The following is a 23730-nucleotide window of genomic DNA, read 5'->3' on the forward strand; positions in this document are numbered from 1 at the left end:
GGGCGGGTGCAGCGGTCAAGTCCGCGTCTCTTCTTCATCCTCCACCAGCAGCATTGAAACCGGCCTCCCCGGCGTTTCAGCAGTCACCGTCACACCTCGATCCTGAACTCTGCGCCGTCGGCCGTGTTGCACACCGTCAGCTTCCCCCCCATGTTGTTCTCGATGATCGTCTTCGCCATGAACAACCCCACCCCTGACCCCTGATGGGGTCCCTTGGTGGTGAAGTAGGGATTAAAAATCTTGTCTATGATCTCTTCCGGGATGCCGCCGGCATTGTCGGCAATGGTCACGACCGCCTTCCGGCCTTCGGCGCCGATGGCGATGGTGATCTTCGGGTGCTGCACGCCCCTCTCCGTCAGGGCATCCCTGGCATTGACCAGGATGTTGAGCAGCGCCTGGGCGAATTCGTTCTCATAGCCGGTTATAACTACATCATCCAGCACCTTCAGCTCAACATCGATCTGCTGGTGCCGTAGATTGTCCCCGATGAGCGACAGGGACCGGGCGATTGTCTCGCGCCCGCTGAAATCGATCCGGGCCTTGTCCGGCTTGAAATAGTTTCTGAAATCATCGATGGTCTTGGACATGTACTGGATAAGCTCCATCGACCGGTTGACCGCCTGCTCCAGGAATTCCCTGTTGAACTCGCCAAGATCGTAGAACAGGGGCAACTGCTGGATGGTGAGCCCCAGGGTGTTCAGGGGTTGCCGCCACTGGTGGGCGATATTGCCGATCATCTCACCCATGGCTGCCTGGCGCCCCTGAACCAGCAGCATCCGGTCCTTTTCCCGCAACTGCGCCGTCCGTTCGGCGACCCGCTGTTCCAGAATCTCGTTCAGCTTTCTAAGCTCCTCTTCGGCCTGCGTCCGTTCGATGAGGTCGGTGACCTGTCTGGCCAGCAGGTCCATCCGCCACAGGTCGTGCTCATCGGGCACGTGCGGCGAGTCCCAATGCGTGGTAAGGACGCCGAGCACCCGGCCGGAGCGGGTGAAGAGCGGCGTGGATTGCATCGCGCGCACCCCGGCGGCGCGCAGCACCGACAACGACGGCGTGCCGGCGAACAACGGGCTTTCCTCCACGTCGTGGACCACCACCCGTTCGCCGCACTGCATCGCCTTGCCACACGTGGAGGCGACGTTTTCGGCGGCCGTAAAAAAATCCAGGAACGGCGGCTCGTGGCCGTGGTGCGCAACAATGTGCAACGTATCGGCTTCGAGCAATTGCAGCGTCCCCTTGGCCGCGCCGACGATGCTTAATGCCGCGTCCATCGCCTCCTGGAGGAGCTGCTGGAGACCCGCCGTTTCCAGCAGCTTGCCACTTAACTCGTGCATGCGCGTAAGGGCGGCCAAGTCCGCCTGCAATTCCTTCTCCGCCTTGCGCCGAAGCATGGCGACGGCCACATGGTCGGCGACCGTCTTCATCAGCTCCAGATCGTCACTGCTGAACGAATCCCTGTCGGTCGCCCCGAAGGAGAGGGTCCCGATGGCTTCGTTGGCCGGGCCCAGCAGCGGATGGCAGGCATAGGCGCGAATGCCGAGGCTCCGGACCAGGGAACTGCGCGGATCGGCGCTGGACCCGAGGTTCTCCGCATGAACCCGGCAGCGGCCCTGGGCAGCCGTGCCGCAGAGGGATCCGGAAAGCTCCAGATCTTCCACAAGCCGCGCCAGCCGCCTGTCTACCCCGCCGCAGGCGTTGAATTTGAGCCTCCCGGTGTGGGGATCGAAGAGATAGTTGAAAAAAACCGCGCACTGCAGGAATTCCCGAACCTCATTGCATAATTGCTCGACCACGTCCTGGGGATCCGCGGCGGTCAGCAGGGCGCTGATGGTCCGCGACAACAGTTCCGAACGTTCCTCGCTCGCGCGCAGTTCCTTTTCGGTTTTTCTGCGCTGGGTAATGTCGGAGAAACAGACGGCAATGCCGTCGCCGAGCTTGATGGTCATGTTGCGGAACCAGCCGTCAACCCCCTCGGACTGGTAGTGAAGCTCGTAATCATGGGGTTCGCCCGTCTCGACAACCTGAACGTAGCGCTCGAAGAGGTCGCTGTTCTCCTGGTTTCCGGGCAGGACCTCCAGCAGCCGCCGGCCCACCAGCTCTGCCTGTGGTTGCCGCAACATCCGGCTTGCCGGCGGGTTCACGTATGTCCAGCGGAAATCCACCACATGTCCACCATCGTCCCGGACAGCTTCCATCAACGTAAAGCCGTCCAGTGAAAGCTCCTGGGCCGCCAGGAACCGCGTTTCGCTTTCCTTCCGCGCCAGCACGGCGCTTTTCCGCTCCACCTCCTCCTCGGCCAATCGCCGGGTCAGCTCTTCCGCCATCCGGGCCTGCGATTCGGCCTCGCGGGCACGCTTTTCCGCCTCAACAAGGCGAGCGCGGAGGTCCTTGTTTTCCGCCAGCAACTCCTCACTGGTTTTCGTCTTTATAGTCATGGACTGAAGCCTCTGCGCCCGTTTCGAGGAGAACCGGTTCTTCCTGAGCCGGATACTGGCTCGCAACGGCGGATGGTGCAGCTTGACGAACAAGGGCGCGACGACCGTTCCCATCAAACTATAATAAATTGCCAGCCTTGAGAGTCAAGGGACGGGAGAGGGCCGGAGTGTCCGTCCCGTCACACCATTGACACGGAAAAGCCAATCCATTACTGTCGCCGGAGCCGGCAACGGCCACCAACCGCAGCATACAGAAGGAGCGATTCATGTGGCAGCAACTTATGGCTGAAGTCAGGGACCAGCAGGCGCTGTTCGACGTTGCGGTCAGGGAGTGGGTTGCCGGCTACGCCCTGAAGCAGGGGACCATTCTCTGCGGGAAGGGATGCCATGCCTGTTGCAGCCTGGCGGTAAACTGCACCTTTACCGAGGCTCTGGCCGTCTCCACGGTGCTTGCCGACCGCCATGCCGCGGCCCTGGCAGAGCACGCGGCAGCGATCCGGGCGGCTGCCTTTTCCTCCTCCGATTTCCCGTCGTTTCTCCGGGCACGTCGGGCGCTGGGCGACTGCCCCTTCCTCGACAACGACGGGGCCTGCGGCGTCTATGGCCGGCGCCCCTTCTCCTGCCGCTCCCTCCTCGCCACCAGGGAGAGCCACTGGTGCGGCGCCGACTTCTCGATCCTTTCCCGGGAAGAAAAACGGGCCTTCATGGAGAGCCTCGACCAGACGGTGGTGGCCTTTCCCATGCACTACGTGAAGGCCACTCAGGATCTGGGGCAGGAGTTCGAGGAGCGCAGCGCCGGCCGCATGATCGAGACCTTCGGCTTCAGCCTCTACGGGAACCTCCCGGCCCTGGTCTTCCTGGAGCGCGAGCACCGGCTGAGCGAGGCGGCCGCCAAGGGACGGGATGCGGTGCAGGAGCTGGTGGAGCGGGCGGGATACGGCCATCCCTTCCTCGTGTCATTCCTTCCCTGACCCCTGCCGGACCAGTCTACTTCATCACGGCTTGCGGCAGATCAGCTGTATGGGGTGGGTGCGGCCTTCTTCGATGTTGCGCGCGGCATTGCGCATCTTCTCCACCATGGACTCGCCCATGAACAGGTGCAACCCCAAGGGGGGCAGAGCGCCCTTTTCGGCCCGTTCGATCACCTTCCCGTAACCGGCCACGCACTTGGCTCCGGTATCCTCGACGGTGATGGCTTCGAACCCCGTCCTTTCAAGAATCGCCCGGGTTTCGGCCGGTGCGGTCAGATAGGCGCCGGTGCCGTCATCGGACCAGGGGACGGGGTAATGGGGCTTCCCCTGCGGTCCCAACCCATGCTCCGAGAGCGCGAAGAAGGCGCCGGGCTTCAGCACGCGGTACGCCTCCGCGAAAAATCCCGCGCGTTCGGCCACGTTCATGGTGACGTCCTGAGTATAGGCGCCGTCAAAGCAGGAATCCGGATACGGCAGGCGCTGGCCGTTGCCCTGGGCAATTTCCACCTGTTGTTCCATGTGGAGAAGCGCCGTCAGCCTGTTAGCCGCCTCCACGAAGGGCCCGGTGATGTCGATGCCGCTCACCCGGCACTGGAACCGTTTCGCCATATACCGGGCAGGGCCCCCCAGCCCGCAGCCGATATCCAGGATCTGCTCGCCGGCATTGATCGGGAGCCGGTCGGCGAACTCCACGGTTGCGGGAAAGCCCCGGGAGTGGAAATGGTCCACCGGCGCCAGCTCTTCAACCGTCAGGCCATCCAGGGGCTTCGCCATCTGGTTCAGAGCCGCCACGATCAGGCCGAACACGTCGCCTCTCCCCCAATGGTCTGCAATCGCTTGTGCGTCTGTCACATCGCTCACGGTCGCGCTCCTCTAATCCTACCTGCCATTATTCAGATAATACTCCAGGGTCTCCGGAGAGAAGCCTGACATCTTGTTCGACCCGATGATGATCAGCGGCACGCCGTTCCCTCCAAGCTCCCGGTGCCGCTGCCGGGCGGCGCTGTCCTTTTCGATGTCGTAGGCCACGTAGGGAATCCCCTTGCTCTTCAGGTAGCTCTCCGCCCGCCGGCAGTAGCCGCACCATGAAGTCACGTACATCTCCACCGTGCCGGTGAAGTGTTCTTTTTTGGGGGAAGCGGGTTGCGCTTCCGCTGCGGCAGCGCCCTTGGCGCTACGCTTGGCGGGCGTCGGCTGCGGGGGAGGAGCCGGAGCGAAGTCGCCATCGTTGTAGACCTTCACCTTCTTGCGCTTCTTGGATGGGGGAGGAGGCGTGTCCGTGATGACCACGGTCCCCTTCCCGTCCACCCACTGGTACATCTCGGCGCCGGCGAGGGAACAGGAAAGGTGCAGGATGAGGATGGAAAGGAGTGTGCGTGTTGGCATTGGTCCTCCTGACAATGGAGTTGGCGCACAGGTATCAATGCGCCATTTTGAGCGTGGCAACACCAGCCACGATAAGTGCCACGCCCGCGTATCGAGCAATTGACGTCGGATCACCATAATAGTGAACCCCGACAAGAAAGGTTCCAGCAGCGCCGATGCCTGTCCAGACGGCATAGGCAGTGCCGATTGGAATTTGCCGTTGAGCCATCCAAAGAAAAAGTCCGCTGAACGCCATGAAAACAACGGCGACTCCAATGCCCGGCCACCGGGTCTCGGGTGCTTGTGCCATCTTCAGGCCGACTGGTCAGCCGATCTCAAAGAGGCCGGCAAGAACGAGGTAAAACCATGCCATGATGATCTCCGTACTTGGGAACTAATGGAGCGGGGGATTGACCTGCCGGGCGGATTCCCCGCCCGGTCTGAGTGCGTGGTCATGCCAGTTCAATTTTCAGGCTTTTGCCGAGGGCAAGGGCCGCTCTTTCGAGGGTTTGGAGGGTAACGGAAACATTGGCGGGATCAAGGAGCCTGTCAAGGGCAGTGCGACTGGTGCACATCCTTTCAGCCATGGCGGTTTTTGAGAGATTCGCCAGTTTCATCTCCTGCTCTATCTGGAATGCGATAACCCTCTTGATTGCGGCAGCTTCCGCCTCCGCACGCAGCCCTTCTTCTTCAAGAAAGTCGTCAAAGCTCGATCCTACATGTTCGTTTTTCATTTTGTGCCTCTCTTGCAATTGCCAAGGCGGCTTAATGCCGTCTTCAGTTCGTTTTGTGGGGTCTTTTGAGATTTCTTGATGAAGCCATGCAGTAAGATCATGTAGTCGCTGTCCACCGTGAAGAAAACCCGAGCAATACCATCCGCCAATCTGATTCTGACCTCTCATATATCCTTGTCGATCTTTCTGAATTTGGGTGGTGAATAACGGTTGGGGAGATCGCCTGACCAAATTGTGGGGGGATCTGCTTGGTTGGGCTCTCATTCGCTGTCAATAAGAATAGCACTCCGCAAACTTCTTATTGATAATAGGTTCTTCTGTGAAAGAATACTCCCTTTTTGCCTCCTCCCAGCTGCTCACAACACCCCTCTGTAACAGAGCGTTTGGAGTTCTTTGGCTCCACAAGTTCTCCAGCTCTTCATAACAGCTGAATTGTCTTATCTGTACCGGAGCAATATCCCCACTCATAGTTTTCGCAACTCTAGCTTCATCTAATAATTCAACAAGCTGTTCGTAACTCATACCGCTTCGTAGCTTCACCTTCATCCTCGCAAGACTTTCCTCAAATCTAACGTTTTTGGAAGTCGTGTGTTCCTGCACAGGCGGAGGAGAGGCAACTGAGGAGGACGACAAGTTGCGCATGACAGGTGTTTTCGCTACTTCGTGTAGTTGAGGGGCGGTCTGAGAATTAATCTTGTTATTGTCCTCTGTTCCGCGAAATAACGCCACAAGCCCTATCAGCGAGGCAATTGCCGCAAGAATCATCAGAATGACATAGACAGGATGCCGTTGTGCCCTGTCCCATACAGTCTGGCTCCTTTCCCTGTCCATCCTTTCCCGCTGTCGGTCCGATAGAGTTATTTCCCGTTTGAAATACATCGGGCTGGTTGCGATTAAATGTTTTTCCCAGTCCGACGTGGCGGCGTTCTTATTGATCTTGACAAAGCTCAGTTCATAGTCGGGATCTTTGTAATAGTGCATCTTCACCGTATCGCCAGTAATCCTATAATCGTCCAACGCTCTTTGCAGGTGCGGATTTTCTTGCCGACAGTAGATTTCGTACGTTTTTATTTCAGGGTGTTCATACATTTCAACGATCAGGTTTTCAACGTCCTGCGCGGTATAGTCGTCGCATTCCGTTATGGAAACCAAGTGGCTGGTAATCGAATCCGGCATGCCGATGTCGGGAAAAATCGGTTTGGGGCCATCCTTGCCTTTCCCGACCCTTAACAACGAATAAAGCGGGCATTGGGTGTAATGCATCGACTCAACCAAGCTCCAATTCCATCGCCAGTCTTCGGGCGTGGCCCCCTCATTGCGAAGCGTTTTATGAGTGCAATCTACATCTATTTCATCTGCAAACCTATGCAGTTCAGCGGCAAAAAGACCAAAGCGGTCATACGACACTTCAGGGCAAAACCGCATGAAGTGCTTAACCTCGTTTCCTGGTCCTGATATTGAGGTTGCTTGTTCGGCGGTGACCGGCCATACCTCAGTTTGCTCCCACTGTTGTTTTAATCTGCTATCTTCAGCAGGGGCGATTCCAGTACTTCCAGCCTCACCAAGCAAGGATAGGCTTTGGTAGTATCTTGGGCAGTGATATACCGTGGCATAGGGACAGCGAGGACTTAGTTGTTGTTGCGTACTGATGCTTAAATACCAATCCAAATTCGGGATCATTGCCAACTCCGATTGTTTAGTCGCCCCTGAAAAAGTATAACATACTGATGTTATTGATATAATTTGCGTTTATTGTGTGGTAAAATCGCCAGCAATTGAATCAACACTCTCAAAACCTGGTGATTTCATGAAACCAAAAACAAGCGCCACCGGCCAGGAAGATCTGTTCCGCTCCCGACTCGATCAGATCCTCAACGCCGGCATCCCCTGTTCCGCCTGGCCAACACCATCGACTGGACGGTCTTTGACAAGGAGTTTGGTTCCCACTACGTCGCCAAAATCGGTCGACCGGGACTGCCGATCCGTTTGCTGGTCGGGCTGCACTACCTCAAGCATGCCTACAATGTGAGCGATGAGGCGGTGGTAGCCCAGTTCATCGAAAACGGTTACTGGCAGTACTTCTGCGGCTTCGAACACTTCCAGCACCAGTTCCCGCTCGATCCGACCACGTTGGTCAAGTGGCGCAAGCGCATCGGACCCAAGGGGATGGAGAAGTTGCTCCAGGTGACCATCGAGACGGCCAAGGGCAAGGAGTACGTGACCGAAAAAGACCTGGAGCGAGTCAACGTCGACACCACGGTCCAGGAAAAGGCCATCGCCTTTCCGACCGACGCCCGACTTTACCACAAGGCCCGGCGTATTCTGGTGCGGCTCGCCAGAAGAGGCGGCATCGAGCTTCGCCAGAGTTACGAGCGACTTGGCAAGCGGGCCTTCATCATGCAGGGTCGTTACAGCCACGCCCGGCAGACGAAACGGGCCAAGCGGGAACAAAAGCGGCTGCGCCTGTACCTTGGCCGGGTGATTCGTGACATCCAACGCAAATGCGAGGCTCCGGCCCCTCTGCTGGCCACCATGCTGGAGCGGGCGAAGCGGATCTTTGGCCAGAAGCGAAACGACTCGAACAAGCTCTACAGCATGCAGGCCCCCGAAGTGGAATGCATCGCCAAGGGCAAGGCCCACAAGAAATACGAATTTGGCTGCAAGGTATCGCTGGTCAGCACCTCAGAGAACAGCTGGATCGTCGGCGTTCAGGCCGTCCATGGCAACCCGTATGACGGGCATACCCTAAAAGAGGCGCTCGATCAGGCACAGGCCATCAGTGGCTGGCGCCCCCAGCATGCTTATTGCGACAAAGGCTACAAAGGCGCCCCGGCAAAACTCGACAGCACCGAGATCCATCTGGCCAACAAGAAAAAGAAGAGCATGAAGGCCAGCGCCTGGAAATGGTATCGCAGGCGCAGCGGCATCGAGCCGATTATCGGCCACGTCAAGCAAGACCACCGGATGGACCGCAACTACCTGAAGGGCGAAGAAGGCGACAAAATCAACGCCATCCTGGCCGGGTGCGGCTTCAACATCAGGAAGCTCCTCAGAGCTATCCTTTTGTGGCTTTTCAAAGAGCGATTCAGGGGCATCGATCTGAACCTGATGCCCTTGCTGGAGTGCTTACCCTGCCGGTTTCAGACCAACTGAGACCGTTTGGGGACTTTTTCAGGGACGACTTGTTTAGCCTACCAACTGGACCGGACTTGACCCGCCCGCCCAGTTTCTTTGGGCGGTCGGTGTCCAAGGGCGTGGTTATACCCTGTCCTCTCTATGTTCGTGCGCTTGCAAATGGCTCAAGCATAGGGAATTGACGTTTAACAGCATATGCGAGTTTGTCGTAGATGGCCTGATCTCCAGCATCATGTGTTGCCATACATAAATAGTAATTGTTTCCATCTTGTTTGGCGAAGATGAGCCATTCTCCAGTCATACGTCCTTCATCGGAACGAGCCTCAAAAGGTTCGTGGACGACACGATGCGCCAACTCGTTTATCATCTCACGCGTAATGATAGGTGACTTATTGGGATCTAATACTTCGTTTACTAAATTTTCGAGCTTTCCTCCGCGATTTAACTCTGCATGTATGTTGTGAGGCACGAAATGAGCTGAAAAGTAGTGCTTGTGCCATAATGGATGTAGTGGAGGATGTTTAAACTGCGTAGCAGGTTTGACGAAACTGGTATGACTACTGCTTTCCAATGCTTTAATTTCTTGAACGATTTGTGTTGGGTCGATGCCATTTACTTCCAAATTTACCAACATATCCACCACAAGCAGCCATGAATATCGATTGGGTGCTACTGCATCAAGTCCTGTTAGGTCGGCGAAATCAGCTAATCGCTCATGAGTAATTTCTTTGATATAATCTCCGACATGTACTCGCAGTGTGACATTTGTAATTGGTTCGTTCATATTATTGCTCCTATTTTTACTGAAGAAGCCCTAATCGCTTTTATATCTCATCATCTCTTGCGCGATCTTTATTTCGACCACTCCGCGGCATTGCTTCAGGGACTCCTTCTCCAGGCGAAACTATTGTCCGAATGTTTGCATCTTTGAGCCTTTCTCTAAGCACTGATGCCATTGTTCTGCCTGTCGCTTTAGCTTCTTCAAAGGCTTCATGGATTTCATCACCTGAGATGGTGCCACCTTCTGGTGCCATTACGATTGTACTCATGTGAAAAGCCGCTTCGGCGTCAGTCGTAGGTGTTGACTTGTCTATGATGAAATTGAGAGCATCCTCATTGCTGAAAATGGCTTCCATGCCATCTCCTCGACCATACGAATGCTTGACTATGTCACTGTTGTTTATAAGCAGTTCCAGATCGCATAGGTCCTCGTTATGAAACGGAATATGAAAATCGTTGTACTTTATAAAGGGCATCTTGTTCACATACATTTGCATGTGGTAGTGCGGAAAATCGCTATTCCTACTTGTAGAATGCCCTTTAAAGTCGGTGTCTGAACAAGAATACGACCAGGTTATATGCTTGTATCTTGCAGTAAAATCGAAAATCTTATTTCCTGAATGCTCATCTTTTAAATCGTTGATATTTCTTATTGGTCCATCAATAGCTGCCACCCATCTTGCATAGGCGGATATTCTAAAGTACCTGAAGTTCTCCATAAGGTATTTAAAGTGGTTTTTCTTGAACCCTTTTGGTTTTAAAAGCCAATGAAGGCAAGGATTACTAACGCTAAAGGTTTTCAGTGGCTTGTTGCAAATGCTGCAAACGCCTTTTCTGAAGAGTTCTGAGAAGTTTTCCCAATCCTCTTCCGCCCGCAGTGCCTCAATTTGACTACCCTTACGCTTCTCTTTTTCTGGTAGTTCCCTGAACCATTTTGCAAATTCGACCGGATTAATTTCAGTTTGTTTTTTCATGTCTTAGTTCTCTGTATAACGGGGCTGCGCCTGACCTGCCGGGCAGCCTTATCGCCCGGTCATGGTCTTAGCGCAAGTTGGGTGCTAGGTCGGTGTTAGTTATCACAGATGACAAATCCCATTCTGCTATTCCTTCTAACCCCTTGGCTAAATATGTTGCCTTTGTGGGTGAAAACGAGCTGACTGTGCAGCCAAATGTTCTGCTGATTTCCTCTTTATGATCTTTTGGCAATTGTTCCCACCAAATTGGAGAAATGGCGTGATTTTCACAGGCGGAAATCACCAAGCGGAAAAGCATATCTGCGACACGGCTTCCAGTTGACATCTCTTCGAATAGTGACGACAGAAACCTATTGCAGATCTGAGAACTTGTATGGTGCCAAGCGAACAAAAACCCCCATCCCTTCGCCATTGGTGCAGAACAAAAAGTAATGAGGTCAAAGTCATTCCGATGGTCGGCTAGATATTGTAGCTGTGTCCCTTTAAAGTCATAGTCAGGGTAGAATAAACCCGAAAATGCGATAGGTGGGGCGCCCTTGAACGTGAATAATGCATGCTTTATGTCATTAAAGGCTGATTTTCTCAATGAATCGTCATAATTTGACTTGTGACGTTTGAGGTTTTTAAATCCAATTTCTGTTCCAGCTTTGAAAGCTTCTAGGTGGCCTCTTAAGAAGTTATTGGCTGGGATATCATTTATCTTGTGGGTTATGAGATTTAACGCATTATCCTTAACGAAAACCTCTCGGCAAATGGACCTATAAGCATACAGGAACACTTGTTCATTTGTAGGAAGAAGCAGGCTATTATCTATAGGAGCAAAAAGTTCGTTATCGTGTTTTTTACAGAATCCTAGAAATGTTGATACGGTGCCTATGCCATTCAATTCATAAGCAGGTGCACCTCTGTTTTCCCTCAACGTAGTCATGTTCGCTGAAGGAGTATAAACATGGCCATCGCGCGATATTGCTGACAGCGCTTGATTCTTTTGGATTGAATGAGCATTTATATATTCACGACATCGGACTCCGCCATCGTAATGCAGGCATCTTCCTCGATTTTTTTCCTGTTTCTGCTTCCTTAAGTGAGATTCGACATTTGGTTTGAACGATGGCCTGATTGTAATAGGCTCTACAGACGTCTTTTTGTCTCTCGCCCATCCGACGTAAAAGAAGGCGAGCCCTTCCTGCTGGGCTTTTGCATATTGTTCTGCACCTATGTCCTCACCGACAAAGTTCTCTTGTGTTACTTCAATAGGTGGGGTTTCTACTCCTGTGATTAGCCAGTCGTATTTTGAAACCTGGAATGTAGCTTTCGCAAAGGCAACTTCAGGGTCAGTTTCGAGAATCCAGCATCCCACCAAAGCTCCTTCTGCCATATCGTAATTTTCATTTTCTCGCGTAGGCACGACTTGAAGTTGCATGAAAAATGTCTTCATTTTTATTCACCTAACTCGATATTGAGCGGTTCACGTGCGCGCGTGAACCGCTCATCTACCCAAATAGAACATTTCGCTGGCGGCGAAGAAAAAGCGCGGCACTTCCCCATCGAGCACTCAGGCCGCTTTCAGCATAAAATCCACATGCACCGCGTCAAAGGGAAAGACAATCAGCCCTTTGTCAGTTTTCTGCACTATCCCAGCCTTGAGCAGCACATGCACATCGGCATGCACCGCTTTTACATCCCTCTTCATTCGGCGGGCTGCCTCACGAATTGTCATCGGTCCGGCACCGGTCATAACTTTGAGCAGATCCCAGCGCCGGCCCGAAATCACCTTGAACAGGAGTTCGGGCGACTCGAAACTGATAAAGGCCCCTTGCGATTCGTCATCGAACGCCCGCAGAAACCTGCGATTGATTTTTTCACGGGAAGCAATTTCCAACGTTACGGTACGCATATTAAAACCTCCGATTGTCCACATCTCTCCAGAAGTCATCCAACAGGTCCTGAGGCGAGGTAAAGGAATACGGCATTTCTTCTTCGCCCAGGTGCTTGTGATCACCCTTGCCCGCCTCATTGTCATAGCGAAGCACACATTGCTCATCGACAACAAGGGCAAGTCGATACTTGAAGCCATGTGCGCTTCCGGGAAGAGGCGACGGCACACGCCACACCACCATCTCTACAAACGCATTTTCAGAAATGATGTGGCGTTCGTTCAGAAGAAGTTTCGCATTCATGTTGGAGAGAGTAACAACGGCAATTAGTGTTGTCAACACCTACAACACTTCATTTTTATTCTCTTCATCCCCGCCGTAAAACATTCAACCTCCGCCCCGCATCAAGCACAACCCCCTCCGCCGTCCGGTGCCGGGCCAGAAACTCCCGCACCTCCTGCTGGAACGCCTCCGGCTTCTCCCCAAAGCCGGGGAGCTTCGTGGCGATGAAGTCATCCTCGTCGGCAAAGAGGAACCGGACCCGGAAGAGGACCGTCTCCCCCACGGTCCAGCCGTCAAGCCCGTGCATGGCGCGGATGGCGGCTTCCCGGCCGGGGCGCTCGTCGCCGCTGCCGGCGCCGAAGCGCTCCTTGGCCTCGGTGAAGGAGCCGCCGTCGCCGGGCTCCACCACGACGATGACGCCCCCGTCCCGCACAAGGCCGGCGGCGGCGCGGAGGCTTTCGTTCATCCGATCGAGGGGAACATGGTGGAGGGAGAGGGTATGGATGACCACATCGAAGGAGGCGGGGGGGAAGTGGAGGACGCCATCGGGCATGGGGAGGAATTGGACGTTGGGGGCGGGGACGGCGGAGCGGGCCTTTGCCAGGGCAGTTTCGTCGGGATCCACGGCCACGACCCGGCGGGCGTGGCGGGCCAGATCACGGGTGATGCGGCCGGTGCCGCACCCCACTTCGAGGACCTCTTTCCCCGCCAGGTCGCAGTGGGCGGTGATGGTGCGGATGTACTCGTCGGTCGGGTCCTGAAACACGGCAATTCCCTCGTTTACCCCTGTTTTACATAAAAATTACAGTTACCAAACCTGCCGGGGGGTACAATTTCACCCGGACATTGCCCCCCTGACAGGGAGGCATGGATCACGGAGGATTCCATGAACGTTCTTCTCGTCTACCCCCGCTACCCCGATTCCTTCTGGAGCTTCAGCCACGCCCTGAAATTCGTCGGCAAGAAGGCTGCGTTCCCACCCCTGGGGCTCCTGACCGTTGCCGCCCTCTTCCCCGATTCCTGGGAAACGCGCCTCATGGACCAGAATGTCCGGGAGGTCACCGACTCTGATCTCGCCTGGGCCGACATGGTCTTCGTGAGCGCCATGATCATCCAGCGGGACGCGGTGCGGGACCTCTTCGCCCGGTGCCGTACGCTCGGAGTCACCACCGTTGCCGGCGGCCCCCTCTTCACCACGGCGCCCGAGGAGTTCCCCGAGGCGGACCACCTGGTTCTGGGGGAGGCGGAGCTGACCTTCCCCCCCTTCCTGGAGGATCTGGCGGCGGGGCACGCCCAACGCTCCTACACCGCCAGCGGGCGGGCCGACCTGACCCGGACCCCGCTCCCCCGGTGGGAGCTTCTGGACATCGGGGACTACGCCGCCATGAACATCCAGTACTCCCGGGGGTGCCCCTTCGACTGCGAATTCTGCGACATCACCCAACTCTTCGGTCGCAGACCCCGCACCAAGAGCCGGGAACAGCTGGTGGCGGAGCTGGACAGCCTCCACATCCGCGGCTGGAAGGGGGGCGTCTTCTTCGTGGACGACAACTTCATCGGCGACCGGAACAAGCTGAAGCGGGAGCTCCTCCCCACCATCATCGCCTGGCAGGAGGCACACGGCCGCCCCTTCTCCTTTTTCACGGAGTCCTCCATCGACCTGGCCGACGACCCCCAACTCATGGCCCTCATGGTGGAGGCCGGGTTCACGGAGGTCTTTGTCGGCATCGAGACCCCCCACGAGGAGGGGCTTGACGAAAGCGGCAAGGTGCAGAACCGTAACCGCGACCTCCTGGAGAGCGTCAAGCGGCTCCAGCGGGCGGGGCTCCAGGTGCAGGGGGGGTTCATCGTCGGCTTTGACAGCGACCCGGCCTCCATCTTCGAGAAGCAGATCCGCTTCATCCAGGAGAGCGGCATCGTCACCGCCATGGTGGGGATGCTCACGGCCCTGCGGGGAACCAAGCTCCACCAGCGCCTGGCCGACGAGGGGCGGCTGTTGCGGGACGCCTCCGGCAACAACACCGCCATCGCCCTCAACTTTGTCCCCCGAATGCCAACGGACGACCTCATCCGCGGCTATCGGCAGATCCTCAAGGGGATCTACTCCCCCCGCCCCTACTACCGGCGGATCATCACCTTCCTCAAGGAGTACCGGACCCCGCCGGGAGGGTTCCAGCCGAACCCGGCCCACCTCCGGGCCTTTTTCTCATCGATCCTGTTCCTGGGGGTGCTGGGAAGGGAGCGGTTCCAGTTCTGGAAGCTCTTCGCCTGGTCCTTGGTGCGGCGCCCCCGGCTCTTCCCCCTGGCCATCACCCTGGCCATCTTCGGGTTCCACTTCCGGAAGGTGGCCGAAGGCATCAGCGCCACCGGCATGTTCGAGGGGAAGGAGTGCGCGGAGTAGAGGGAAAATTTATTTTCGGCTAGGCCACGAGGCGTGTGTGAACTTCACGCTCGATTTTCGAGCCCAGTTCCCGTTCGGCGATCTTAAGGTCGTAACTGGTCTGCAGATTGAGCCAGAACTGCGGCGTTGTGCCGAAGTACCGGGCCAGCCTGAGAGCCGTGTCGGGCGTAACGGCACGGCGCTCGCGCACGATGTCGTTGATGCGCGGCGCCGGCACCTTGAGTTCCAGCGCCAGCGCATGGGCACTCATCCCCAGGGGGATCAGGAACTCCTCACGCAGCACTTCACCGGGATGAATGGGGCGCATTCTGTTGGTGGGGTTCATAACGTTTCATCTCCTCAATGGTAATCCACGATCTCCACATCAAAGGCGTTGCCATCCTCAAAGCGAAAGCAAAGGCGCCACTGATCGTTGATCCGGATGCTCCACTGTCCTTTGCGGTCACCGCGCAAGACTTCCAGGCGGTTGCCCGGGGGCGAGCGGAGATCTTCGGGCGAGTGGGCGTCATCAAGCATTTGCAGCTTTCGCTCGGCAACCGTAGAGAACGCCTTGAACCGACGCGGGCATTTCCCCTCGAACAAAGCCTGGGTGTCCTTGCAGCGGAATGACTTGATCATGGCAAAAAGATATAACGCTCCACGTTAAACGTCAAGCAGATTTACCCCCTACCTTAGCAGCACCACCGTGGCCCCCTCGCCCCCCTCGAAGGGCTCGCCGGGGCGGAACTCCCGCACCAGGGGATGGCCGTCCAGGTACTCCCGCACCCCCCGCATGAGGGCGCCGGTCCCCTTGCCGTGAACGATCCGCACCTCGCCGTACCCTTCCAGGGATGCATGGTTCAGGAACGGCTCCAGCCGCCCCAGGGCATCGTCCACCCGCAGGCCGATGAGGTTCAGTTCGTGGGGTGTGGACTCCCGGGAAGGGGCGGCGATCTTGGCGGCGGCCCTGGCCTTGGGTTTCTTCCCCCCCTTTTCCCTCGGCGGGGCCACGTCGGCCGCCTCCACCACCAGCTCGAAGGTGCCGGCCCGGACCTTGAGGGTCTCCCCCTTCCGGTCCACGGCGAGGACGGTCACGTCGTGGCCGAGACGCTTCACATGGACCGTGTCCCCCTCGCTGATGGCCTCCAGGGGAACGCGCTCCTCGGGGTGGAACTCCTGGAGCTGCTCCTCCACCCGCGCCTCGGCCTCGTCGATCTTTTTCCGGGCCTCGCGGCTCTTCTCTTTCCGGGCCTCCTCGATGATGGCGTTCACCTCCCGCCGGGCACTTCGGACAATCTCCTTCGCCTCCTGAAACGCCTTTTCCACCGCCTCCCGCCGCTTCGCCTCGGCCTCGGCCAGCCGCTCACGGACGATGCGGGCCTTTTCCTCGGCATCCCGCCGCAGTCGCTCCGCCTCGGCCAGGGCCTCCTCGTGGCGCCGGCGCTGGTCCTTCAGCTCGGCCAGAAGCTCGTGGAACTCGGTCTCCATGCGGGAGAGCATGCCGGTGGCGAACTCCACCACCCGGTCCGGGAGGCCGTAACGGCGGGCGATCTCCAGGGCGTGGGACTGCCCCGGCTCCCCCTTCTTGAGGCGGTAGAGGGGGGTGAGGGTCGCCCGGTCGAACTCCATGGAGGCGTTCACCATCCCGTCCCGCTTGTGGACGAAGCCGACGATGTCGGTGAGGTGGGTCGTGGCGATGACCCGTGCCCCCTTCTCCTGGAGATCGGCCAGGACGGCGCAGGAGATGGCCGCCCCCTGGACCGGCTCGGTACCGGTCCCCAGCTCGTCCAGAAGCACCACGGTCCGGTCGTCGGCCCGTTCCAGGATCCCCGCGATGTTGGAGACGTGGGCCGAGAAGGTGGAGAGGCTCTGCTCGATGGACTGCTCATCGCCGATGTCCACCAGGAGGTCGGAGATGAGGGGGAACGACGAGGTGGATGCGGCCGGTACCGGAAGCCCGGCCAGGGCCATGAGGTGGAGGAGGCCGGTGGTCTTGAGGGAGATGGTTTTGCCGCCGGCGTTGGGGCCGGTGATGACCATGACCTGCTCAGTCTCCCCGAGGGAAAGGTCCAGGGGCACGACCCTGCCGGCACCCCGCTCCCGGGCCATGAGGGCCAGGAGGGGATGCCGCCCTTCGTTTACCCGGATGAAGCGGGCGTCGTTGATCTCGGGGTTTTCGGCGGAGAGGGAATCGGCGAAGGTGGCCACGGCGTTCAGGAGGTCCAGGTGGACCAGGGTCCGGAACTGTTCCGCCAGGGGATCGGCCTCGCGGCGAAGCATCCGGCAGATGGCCCGGACGATGCGGATCATCTCGGCCTTCTCCTCGGCCACCAGGTTTTCCAACTCGTTGGCGAGGCCGATGATTTCCAATGGTTCCATGAAGGCGGTCTCGCCGGAGTTGGAGACGTCGTGGACCACGCCGGGGACCATCCCCTTGGAGTCCATCCGGACCGGGATCACCCACCGGCCACCCCGCTGGGTGATGAAGTCGTCCTGGAGGAAGGTGGTGACGCCGGTCTCCCGGACGATCTCGGCCAGCCGCCGCCGGATCCGCTCGGTGAGGGCGCGCTTTTTCTTGCGCAGGTCGAAGAGGAGCGGCGAGGCGGAGTCGAGGATCTCCCCCTCGCTGTCGATGGACACCTCCAGCTCGTCCAGGATGTCGGGGAAGCCGGTCACGTGGCCAGCCAACTCCTTCAGGAGCGGGATGTCGGACCGGTAGGCGAACTGTTTGGCGATGGCGGTCATGGTCCGGAGCACCGGAAAGAGTATCACCAATTCCGTGGGGTCGAGGACCGCACCCTCGGGGCGCACCGCGTCCAGAAGGGCCGAGATGTCGTCGAACGTGGAGAGGGGGATGGCGATCCCCTGCTGGGTCATGCGCCGGATCTCGTCCACCTGGCCGAAGCGCCGGGTGATGGCCGACCAATCGTCCAGGGGACGGATCAGGGCGATCTCATCCTGGGTGGCGGTGCTGTGGCCGTAGCCGCCGACGGCCGCGAGGACCTTGTCGAATTCGAGGGTGCGGAGGGTTTCGTGTCGTATCATCAGAAAAATCCTTAGTAAAAGGCTTATTGAAACACAGAGCAACCGTGTTCTCAGTCAACAAATTAGTGCAGAAGTGGAGTGAATTTCGAGTGATCCCACTTCTGGTTGTTTTTCACCATGGCATTGAGGATGGTGAGTAGTTTTCGCATGCAAGCGGTGATCGCGACTTTGTGAAGTTTTCCGGCGCTTGTAAGGCGTTGATAGAAGGCTTTTATAACCGGGTTAAACCTGGCGGCACACAATGTTGCCATGTACAGGACAGAACGCACGGTTGCTCTGCCACCGGAGATTGCGCGCTTTCCACGGAATTTGCCACTGTCCCGATTATAGGGGCATACTCCGACCAGAGCGCCAAGCTGCTGTCGGGAAATGGTCCCCAACTCCGGAAGTGCTGCCAGTATGGTGGCCGCAGTCACAGGGCCGATGCCCTTGACACTGGTAAGGATTTCTTCTTTTGCCTTCCAGGATTCGCTGGACTGAATAAGAGTTGAGATGTCTTTATCAACGTCATCGATCTGCTGTGTCAGCCAGGCAATATGGGTCATGATGCCTTTGCGGACCGTAGGTGCAGCGGAAATCACGCGATTTTTTTCCGCCACAAGCATCTCGACCAACTGCCGGCGGCGGGCCAGCAGTGCTGCTAGATTTTGGCTTGTCTCGTCCTTGAGCGGCCTGATTTCAGGCTTGATGGCTTGGGCAAATCGGGCAATGATCTTGGCATCAAGAATATCGGTCTTCGCCAGCAGCCCGCATGCTTTGGCAAAGTTTCTGACCTGCCGAGGATTAACCACGACCACTGGCAGACCCGCTGCTGATAAGGTGCTGACAGCTAGCATCTCCAAGCCGCCGGTGGCTTCGAGAACAATCCGACAAGGGGCGTTCGTAATGAGCCACGTCGTCAGCTCAGCACAACCGGCATCATCGTTAGTCACCCTTTTCTGGTCACCAGTTGGCATGAGGTAGACATCAAGATGCTCTTTACTAACGTCGACTCCAACAACTGCATCATTGGGTTCCATATTCTCTCCAGTCCCTTTCTTGCGAAAATTCGGGCTCGTTTCGGCCCAAGCAACCGTTCGGGTTGAGGAAAGATGGACACGACGCATTACGCTCTGTGACGGGCTCAATTGGCCCAAGCAACGACCAAGCTGTCGTGTCCAATTCTGGAGAACATATAACCGGTTACTGAAACATACAAGCAACTGAGCAACTGAGAAAAGACAAATTTCTGTTTTCGGAAAGAGCCTAACAAACGATTGTCAAGGGTGTGACCTTCAGCCTATCGAGTTTACTCTGTTGCTCAGTTGCTCTGTGTTATTAAATGGTTTTGGGACTTATTCCTTCTCGTATTTCCCGCTGGCGCGCCGCTTCCGCCGCGCCTTCTGCTTTTTCAGCTTTTCCGCCTTGGGGTCCCGGAAGCTCTCTCCCTTCTGCAACCGCTCGATCCGCACCAGAATCTCCCGTCGGGCCAGGAACCGGTTCACCGACTGGCTCCGGTCCTTCATGCACTTCACCTCGATTCCCGTGGGGCGGTGCTTGATCTGGACGCAGGTGGCGGTCTTGTTCACGTGCTGCCCCCCTGCGCCGGAGGAGCGGACGAAGCTCTCTTCCAGGTCGGCCTCGGCCACCCCCAGCTCCGTCATCTTCTCCCGGAGCCAGCGGTTCTTCTCCTCGCTGACGGCAAAGGTCGGGGTGGCCATGGGCTACGCCTCCTCCACGTCGTCAAGGTGGTAGAGCCGCCGATGGCGCTGTTCCAGGTAGAGCCTCCCCAGGAGCGGACCGGCCACGGCCACGAGGATCAGCATGCACCCTACGAGCTCCCGGGGGGTGAGGCGCTCCCCCAGGATAAAGACCCCGGCCAGCATGCTCCAGACCGGGTCAAGGGTGTAGATGAGCCCCGCCTTGGTGGGGGTGGTGAAGCGCTGGAAGGCGTTCTGGAGCGTGAAACAGATGACCGTGGGGAAGATGGCGCAGTAGGCCAGGGACCACCCCCCGGCCGCGCCGATGGTGAACGCCGGCCACGGCATGGCAAGGGTGATGGCCGCCCCCGCGAGGGCCACGGTGGAGAACTGCACGAAGGTGACCAGGTAGACGTCCTCATCCCGCAGGACCCGCGACACGGTAATGATGTGAATGGCAATGAACACGGCGCAGACCGTGGAGAGGAGGTCACCCCGGTTGAACCCCTCGGCCCCACCGCTGGCCAGTTCCCAGAGACCGGCGACCGCCAGGAAAACTCCGGCAAAGGTGATCCGGTCGAGCCGCTCCCGCCAGATCAGGAACGAAATGAGGGGGATGAAGAGGACGAAGAGATTGTTGAGGTAGCCGGCCCGGGAGATGGTGGTCCCCGAGACCCCCAGGACAAAGGTGAGGTTCACCGCCGCCAGGGCCACCCCCACCATGGCTCCGCGCCGGACAATGTCACGGTTCAGGCGGGAAAGCCGCGGGATGCAGATGATCCCCATGAGAAGCGCCGCCAGGGCGAAGCGGAAGAAGAAAAACTGGATTGGGGGAATCTCCCGCATTCCGATCTTGTTGAAGAGGAAGCTCCCGCCCCACAGGACCGTGGTGAAGACGAGGATGGCGGTGACCTTCCCCTGGGGCATCGGTGCCGATTCGCGCGTGTGTGTCATTGGGTCATTAAAGACCGGGGGGCTGAGGAAGTCAACACGCAGTTTTTACCCTTTTTCCCGGCTCGAATTGCGCATCCCGGCGAAAGTGTTAGACTTAACAGACTGTATGGGTAACGGATACCTGGAAGGAAAACGAACGATGATCCCCATAACCGATTCCCGCATCGAGGAGTACCTCATGGGGCTGGCGCCCGAGGATAACCCCAGCCTCCTCGCAATGGAAAGCCGGGCCAAGGCTTTGGGCTTCCCCATCGTTGACCGCCTGGTTGGGCGGTTCCTCTATATCCTCACACGCATCAAGCAGCCTCGGCTCGTGGTGGAACTGGGCTCGGGGTTCGGCTACTCGGCCTGGTGGTTCGCCCGGGCCATCAGCATCACGGGGAAGGTGGTCATGACCGACTACTCCCCCACCAATATTGCTTATGCCCGGGAAATGTTCCAGGAAAGCGGCCTCAGCGACCGGGTGGAGTTCCGGGTCGGCGACGCCCTGAATATCGGCCGCGATTACCGCGACATCGACATCCTCTTCATCGACCTGGACAAGCACCAGTACCGGGAAGCCATGGAGGCCATGATCCCGCACCTCGCCCCCCATGCCCTGGTCATCGCCGACAACGTCCTCTGGTACGGCAAGGTGGTGGAGGGAGAGGACGACCCCGAAACCCGCGGCATCCGGGACTTCAACGATTTCATGACCGGTAGGAAGGACTTTTTCACCTCCATCCTTCCGCTGCGCGACGGGGTGATGGTCGCCTATCGCCTGTCATAACGCCAGAACGGCATCACAAGGGGGAACCATGAAACGAATCGTCACTGCGGCAGTCATCCCGTTCCTCGCCCTCACGGCGGGGTGCGCCACCAAAACATTCGTCCAGGAGCAGACCGCCCCCCTGGCGGACCGGATCAGCGGACTGGAAAAGCGGCTGAATACCATCGAAGCCCAGGTTGCCGATCTGTCGAAACGCCCCGTGGCCACACCAGCCGACCTGGACGCCGTGAAACGCGAAAACGCCGACATTCGCACCCAGGCCCAGCAGTCGGCCCAAAACGCCCAGCAATCGGCGGAAGCGGCCGCCGCCGCTGCAACCAGGGCCGAGACGGCGGCCACAAAGGCCGATGCGGCCGCAACGAAGGCAGAGGGAGCCGCCCGGCAGGCGGAACAGTCGGCGGGGAAATCAGCGAAGGCCTTCGAACTCCAGCAGAAAAAATAAAAGCATTCAATAACACGGAGAAACGGAGAACACGGAGTAAAGTCCGGCACGTGAGTTCAAGGACCATCCGATTGTTATCACCTGTGGGGTCGGCAAAAAACTTATTCTATTCTATTGGGTTCTCCGTGCTCTCCGTCTCTCCGTGTTATTCAACTTCTGTTGTTACCGAATTAGCGGGTCACCGGCCGATGTCGACCGGCACCCCCCGCTTTTCGGCCAGGGCCCGGAAGAGACGCGGGAAATCCACCCGGTCGAGCCTCCCCCGCGCCATGATTAGGCGGGTCGCCTCCGCCGCGTAGTCGATCCCGGCTCCCTCATCCCGATGGACCTCGATGAGGAGCCGCCCCTCCTGATCACCCACCTTCACCGGCTCCCGGACGATGGCTACCGGCGTCCCGAGGGAAACCAGCCGGAAAAGAACGGGGATATCCTCGGGATAGAGCCGGATACAGCCGTGGCTCACGTTACGACCAACCCCCCATGGCCGGTTGGTGCCGTGAATCATCAGGCCGTCGTCGGTAAGCCGCAGGGCGTGGCTTCCGAGAGGATTGTCGGGTCCCGGGGGAACCACGGCGGGTAGGCGAGGCCGCTCCTGGCGTATGGAGAGAGGAACGTGCCAGGCGGGATTGGCGCGCTTCTCCGTCACCCGGTAGACGCCGAGGGGGGTCTCCTTCCCCTCGCTTCCTGTCCCGACCGGAAAGGAGACAATGCGCGGCGTCCCCCCTTCCGGAACGAAGTAGAGGCGAAGTTCGGACAGATTCACCACCAGCCGTCCCGGCACCACCGCCGCCGGAACCACGTGCCGTCCGGGGATGGTGACGGGGCTGCCCGCGGTTGGGACAAAGGGGTCGAGACCGGGATTGGCCGCCGCAATCTCATTGAAACCGAGGTCGTGGCTCCGGGCGACCTCGATGAGCGATTCTCCCTTCCGGGCCTCCTGAAGCGAACTCCGTCCCACCACCTCGGCCGGCCCCGGAAAGATGGTCGCCCCTGCCAACCGCGCCCCCAGAAGCGCCGCCCACACCAACAGCGCAACCTCCCGGCGCCACCGATTCCCGCCATTGCCCCACGGTGCCGCCATGGACCTTTCCTACTGCCCGAACACCGTCTTCAGCAGATCCGTGGTCCGGGCCGCCGGGTTCGTCCTGATCTTCTTCTCCTCCGCGGCCACCATGGTGAAGAGTCCGTCCAGGGCCTTATTGGTCACGTAATCGTTCAGGTCCAGGGAGGGCTTTCCTCCGAAGGCGGCCAGGGGGAGCGCCTGGTACTTCCCGACCATATCCTGGAAGGCCTTGACGGTCCCCACCTCTCCCATGGTTTTACCCACGGTCGGCTTGAAGGCGTCGTAGAGCTTGCCGCGTGTCTTCTTCTCGAAGAAGTCGGTGGCGGCCCGGTCGCCGCCGTTCAGGAGCCCCCGCGCATCCTCCACGCTCATGTCCCGGATGGCGTCGCCGAAGAAGTGCGCAGCCTGGGGCGCCGCCTTCTCCGCCGCCCGGTTCATGCTCAGAACGAACTCGTCCACCTGCCTCTGGTACCCCACGGTCCCCAGGAGATCGGCCACCTTCTGGATCTTGTCGGGGAGCATGATCTTGATGAGGCTGTTGCCGAAGTAGCCGTCGGGCTTCGCCACCTCGTTCACGGCCCGCTCGGTGCCGGTGGCAAGTGCCTCCTTGAGCCCCTTGATGATGGTGGAGTCGTCCAGGCTGCTCCCCATCCCCCCCTGGAGGAGCGGCGCCGCCTGGCGGGTGAGGTCGTCCAGAAATCCTGCCTGGCTGGGGGATGCGGAGATGATAAGCGAGAGAGAAAGGATGGAGACGAGAATGTAGCGCATGGGGCACCTCCCGGTGGTTAATCAGCTTCACTAGGGAAGTATGCCCCCGTTTCAGGCCAACGCAAGCGGGAGATAGATTG

The 23730-nt window shown here is 58.3% G+C and carries 25 protein-coding genes and 1 pseudogene; 5 read left to right on the forward strand and 21 right to left on the reverse strand.

Translation table 11 applies throughout. From position 1 onward, the window contains the following. Window positions 1-89: 89 nt before the first annotated feature. On the reverse strand, window positions 90-2432 hold the full coding sequence (locus tag GMET_RS14835; RefSeq protein ID WP_004512891.1) for a GAF domain-containing sensor histidine kinase: 2343 nt from the start codon (window positions 2430-2432) through the stop codon (window positions 90-92). Window positions 2433-2698: 266 nt separating this feature from the next. On the opposite strand from GMET_RS14835, the gene GMET_RS14840 reads away from it, so the two are divergent. Continuing rightward, window positions 2699-3403, forward strand: coding sequence for a YkgJ family cysteine cluster protein (locus GMET_RS14840; protein ID WP_004512892.1), 705 nt, complete (start codon window positions 2699-2701; stop codon window positions 3401-3403). A gap of 24 nt (window positions 3404-3427) precedes the next feature. Here GMET_RS14840 and GMET_RS14845 read toward each other — a convergent pair whose 3' ends face one another. The 6 genes from GMET_RS14845 to GMET_RS14865 form a co-directional block, all read right to left on the reverse strand. Next, a complete protein-coding gene (locus GMET_RS14845) occupies window positions 3428-4264 on the reverse strand; it encodes a class I SAM-dependent methyltransferase (protein ID WP_004512893.1) in 837 nt (278 codons plus the stop codon). Window positions 4265-4282: 18 nt separating this feature from the next. Further along, window positions 4283-4789, reverse strand: coding sequence for a glutaredoxin domain-containing protein (locus GMET_RS14850; RefSeq protein WP_004512894.1), 507 nt, complete (start codon window positions 4787-4789; stop codon window positions 4283-4285). Between the two features lie 34 nt (window positions 4790-4823). Next, entirely contained in the window at window positions 4824-5078 is a 255-nt protein-coding gene (locus tag GMET_RS18465) for a DMT family transporter (RefSeq protein WP_238378943.1), read from the reverse strand. A gap of 142 nt (window positions 5079-5220) precedes the next feature. Continuing rightward, window positions 5221-5502: an XRE family transcriptional regulator gene (locus GMET_RS14855; protein ID WP_004512895.1), complete on the reverse strand. Its 282-nt coding sequence runs from the start codon at window positions 5500-5502 to the stop codon at window positions 5221-5223. Continuing rightward, window positions 5499-5657: a type II toxin-antitoxin system RelE/ParE family toxin gene (locus tag GMET_RS19105; RefSeq protein ID WP_315971691.1), complete on the reverse strand. Its 159-nt coding sequence runs from the start codon at window positions 5655-5657 to the stop codon at window positions 5499-5501. The genes GMET_RS14855 and GMET_RS19105 overlap by 4 nt, the downstream gene beginning before the upstream one ends. Before the next feature lie 115 nt (window positions 5658-5772). Beyond that, window positions 5773-7182: a hypothetical protein gene (locus GMET_RS14865; protein WP_004512896.1), complete on the reverse strand. Its 1410-nt coding sequence runs from the start codon at window positions 7180-7182 to the stop codon at window positions 5773-5775. 127 nt (window positions 7183-7309) lie between these two features. Between GMET_RS14865 and GMET_RS14870 the strand changes: the two are divergent. Beyond that, window positions 7310-8655 (forward strand): annotated as a pseudogene (locus tag GMET_RS14870) (IS5-like element ISGme3 family transposase). 121 nt (window positions 8656-8776) lie between these two features. Here the strand turns inward: GMET_RS14870 and GMET_RS18470 are convergent. The 6 genes from GMET_RS18470 to GMET_RS14895 all read right to left on the reverse strand — a co-directional run bounded on the left by GMET_RS18470 (window position 8777) and on the right by GMET_RS14895 (window position 13316). After that, on the reverse strand, window positions 8777-9421 hold the full coding sequence (locus GMET_RS18470; protein ID WP_004512898.1) for a hypothetical protein: 645 nt from the start codon (window positions 9419-9421) through the stop codon (window positions 8777-8779). Window positions 9422-9461: 40 nt separating this feature from the next. Further along, window positions 9462-10391 (reverse strand): hypothetical protein, encoded by a 930-nt coding sequence (locus GMET_RS14875; protein ID WP_004512899.1) that lies wholly within the window; start codon window positions 10389-10391, stop codon window positions 9462-9464. A gap of 67 nt (window positions 10392-10458) precedes the next feature. Next, entirely contained in the window at window positions 10459-11829 is a 1371-nt protein-coding gene (locus GMET_RS14880) for a hypothetical protein (RefSeq protein WP_011366129.1), read from the reverse strand. A 117-nt stretch (window positions 11830-11946) separates the two neighbouring features. Then, window positions 11947-12288: a hypothetical protein gene (locus tag GMET_RS14885; RefSeq protein ID WP_004512901.1), complete on the reverse strand. Its 342-nt coding sequence runs from the start codon at window positions 12286-12288 to the stop codon at window positions 11947-11949. A gap of 1 nt (window position 12289) precedes the next feature. After that, the gene (locus tag GMET_RS14890; RefSeq protein ID WP_011366130.1) at window positions 12290-12610 is read right to left on the reverse strand and encodes a toxin-antitoxin system TumE family protein; all 321 of its coding nucleotides are present in this window, start codon (window positions 12608-12610) and stop codon (window positions 12290-12292) included. A 25-nt stretch (window positions 12611-12635) separates the two neighbouring features. Further along, a complete protein-coding gene (locus GMET_RS14895; protein WP_004512903.1) occupies window positions 12636-13316 on the reverse strand; it encodes a class I SAM-dependent methyltransferase in 681 nt (226 codons plus the stop codon). A 120-nt stretch (window positions 13317-13436) separates the two neighbouring features. Here GMET_RS14895 and GMET_RS14900 point away from each other — a divergent pair, with 120 nt between their 5' ends. Next, a complete protein-coding gene (locus GMET_RS14900; protein ID WP_004512904.1) occupies window positions 13437-14951 on the forward strand; it encodes a B12-binding domain-containing radical SAM protein in 1515 nt (504 codons plus the stop codon). Window positions 14952-14970: 19 nt separating this feature from the next. Here the strand turns inward: GMET_RS14900 and GMET_RS14905 are convergent, their stop codons facing one another. The 6 genes from GMET_RS14905 to GMET_RS14930 all read right to left on the reverse strand — a co-directional run bounded on the left by GMET_RS14905 (window position 14971) and on the right by GMET_RS14930 (window position 20608). Continuing rightward, window positions 14971-15276: a HigA family addiction module antitoxin gene (locus GMET_RS14905; protein WP_004512905.1), complete on the reverse strand. Its 306-nt coding sequence runs from the start codon at window positions 15274-15276 to the stop codon at window positions 14971-14973. Between the two features lie 14 nt (window positions 15277-15290). Beyond that, a complete protein-coding gene (locus tag GMET_RS14910) occupies window positions 15291-15569 on the reverse strand; it encodes a type II toxin-antitoxin system RelE/ParE family toxin (RefSeq protein ID WP_004512906.1) in 279 nt (92 codons plus the stop codon). A gap of 48 nt (window positions 15570-15617) precedes the next feature. Then, a complete protein-coding gene (locus GMET_RS14915) occupies window positions 15618-17975 on the reverse strand; it encodes an endonuclease MutS2 (protein WP_004512907.1) in 2358 nt (785 codons plus the stop codon). A gap of 62 nt (window positions 17976-18037) precedes the next feature. Next, window positions 18038-18994 (reverse strand): IS110-like element ISGme8 family transposase, encoded by a 957-nt coding sequence (locus GMET_RS14920; protein ID WP_004513407.1) that lies wholly within the window; start codon window positions 18992-18994, stop codon window positions 18038-18040. Window positions 18995-19309: 315 nt separating this feature from the next. After that, the gene (locus GMET_RS14925) at window positions 19310-19675 is read right to left on the reverse strand and encodes a peptide chain release factor family protein (RefSeq protein WP_004514467.1); all 366 of its coding nucleotides are present in this window, start codon (window positions 19673-19675) and stop codon (window positions 19310-19312) included. A 3-nt stretch (window positions 19676-19678) separates the two neighbouring features. After that, window positions 19679-20608: a DMT family transporter gene (locus GMET_RS14930; protein ID WP_011366131.1), complete on the reverse strand. Its 930-nt coding sequence runs from the start codon at window positions 20606-20608 to the stop codon at window positions 19679-19681. 139 nt (window positions 20609-20747) lie between these two features. Between GMET_RS14930 and GMET_RS14935 the strand changes: the two genes are divergently transcribed. Both GMET_RS14935 and GMET_RS14940 read left to right on the forward strand, forming a co-directional pair. Then, entirely contained in the window at window positions 20748-21377 is a 630-nt protein-coding gene (locus tag GMET_RS14935) for an O-methyltransferase (protein ID WP_004514469.1), read from the forward strand. A 28-nt stretch (window positions 21378-21405) separates the two neighbouring features. Continuing rightward, the gene (locus GMET_RS14940; protein WP_004514470.1) at window positions 21406-21819 is read left to right on the forward strand and encodes a hypothetical protein; all 414 of its coding nucleotides are present in this window, start codon (window positions 21406-21408) and stop codon (window positions 21817-21819) included. 178 nt (window positions 21820-21997) lie between these two features. Here the strand turns inward: GMET_RS14940 and GMET_RS14945 are convergent, their stop codons facing one another. After that, window positions 21998-22900, reverse strand: a complete 903-nt coding sequence (locus GMET_RS14945) for a L,D-transpeptidase family protein (protein WP_004514471.1) — start codon at window positions 22898-22900, stop codon at window positions 21998-22000. A 9-nt stretch (window positions 22901-22909) separates the two neighbouring features. After that, window positions 22910-23650 carry a DUF4197 domain-containing protein gene (locus GMET_RS14950; protein WP_004514472.1) on the reverse strand — a complete coding sequence of 247 codons (741 nt, stop codon included), beginning with the start codon at window positions 23648-23650 and terminating at the stop codon, window positions 22910-22912. Between the last annotated feature and the right edge of the window lie 80 nt (window positions 23651-23730).

This window comes from Geobacter metallireducens GS-15 (assembly GCF_000012925.1).
Taxonomy (GTDB): Bacteria; Desulfobacterota; Desulfuromonadia; order Geobacterales; family Geobacteraceae; genus Geobacter; species Geobacter metallireducens.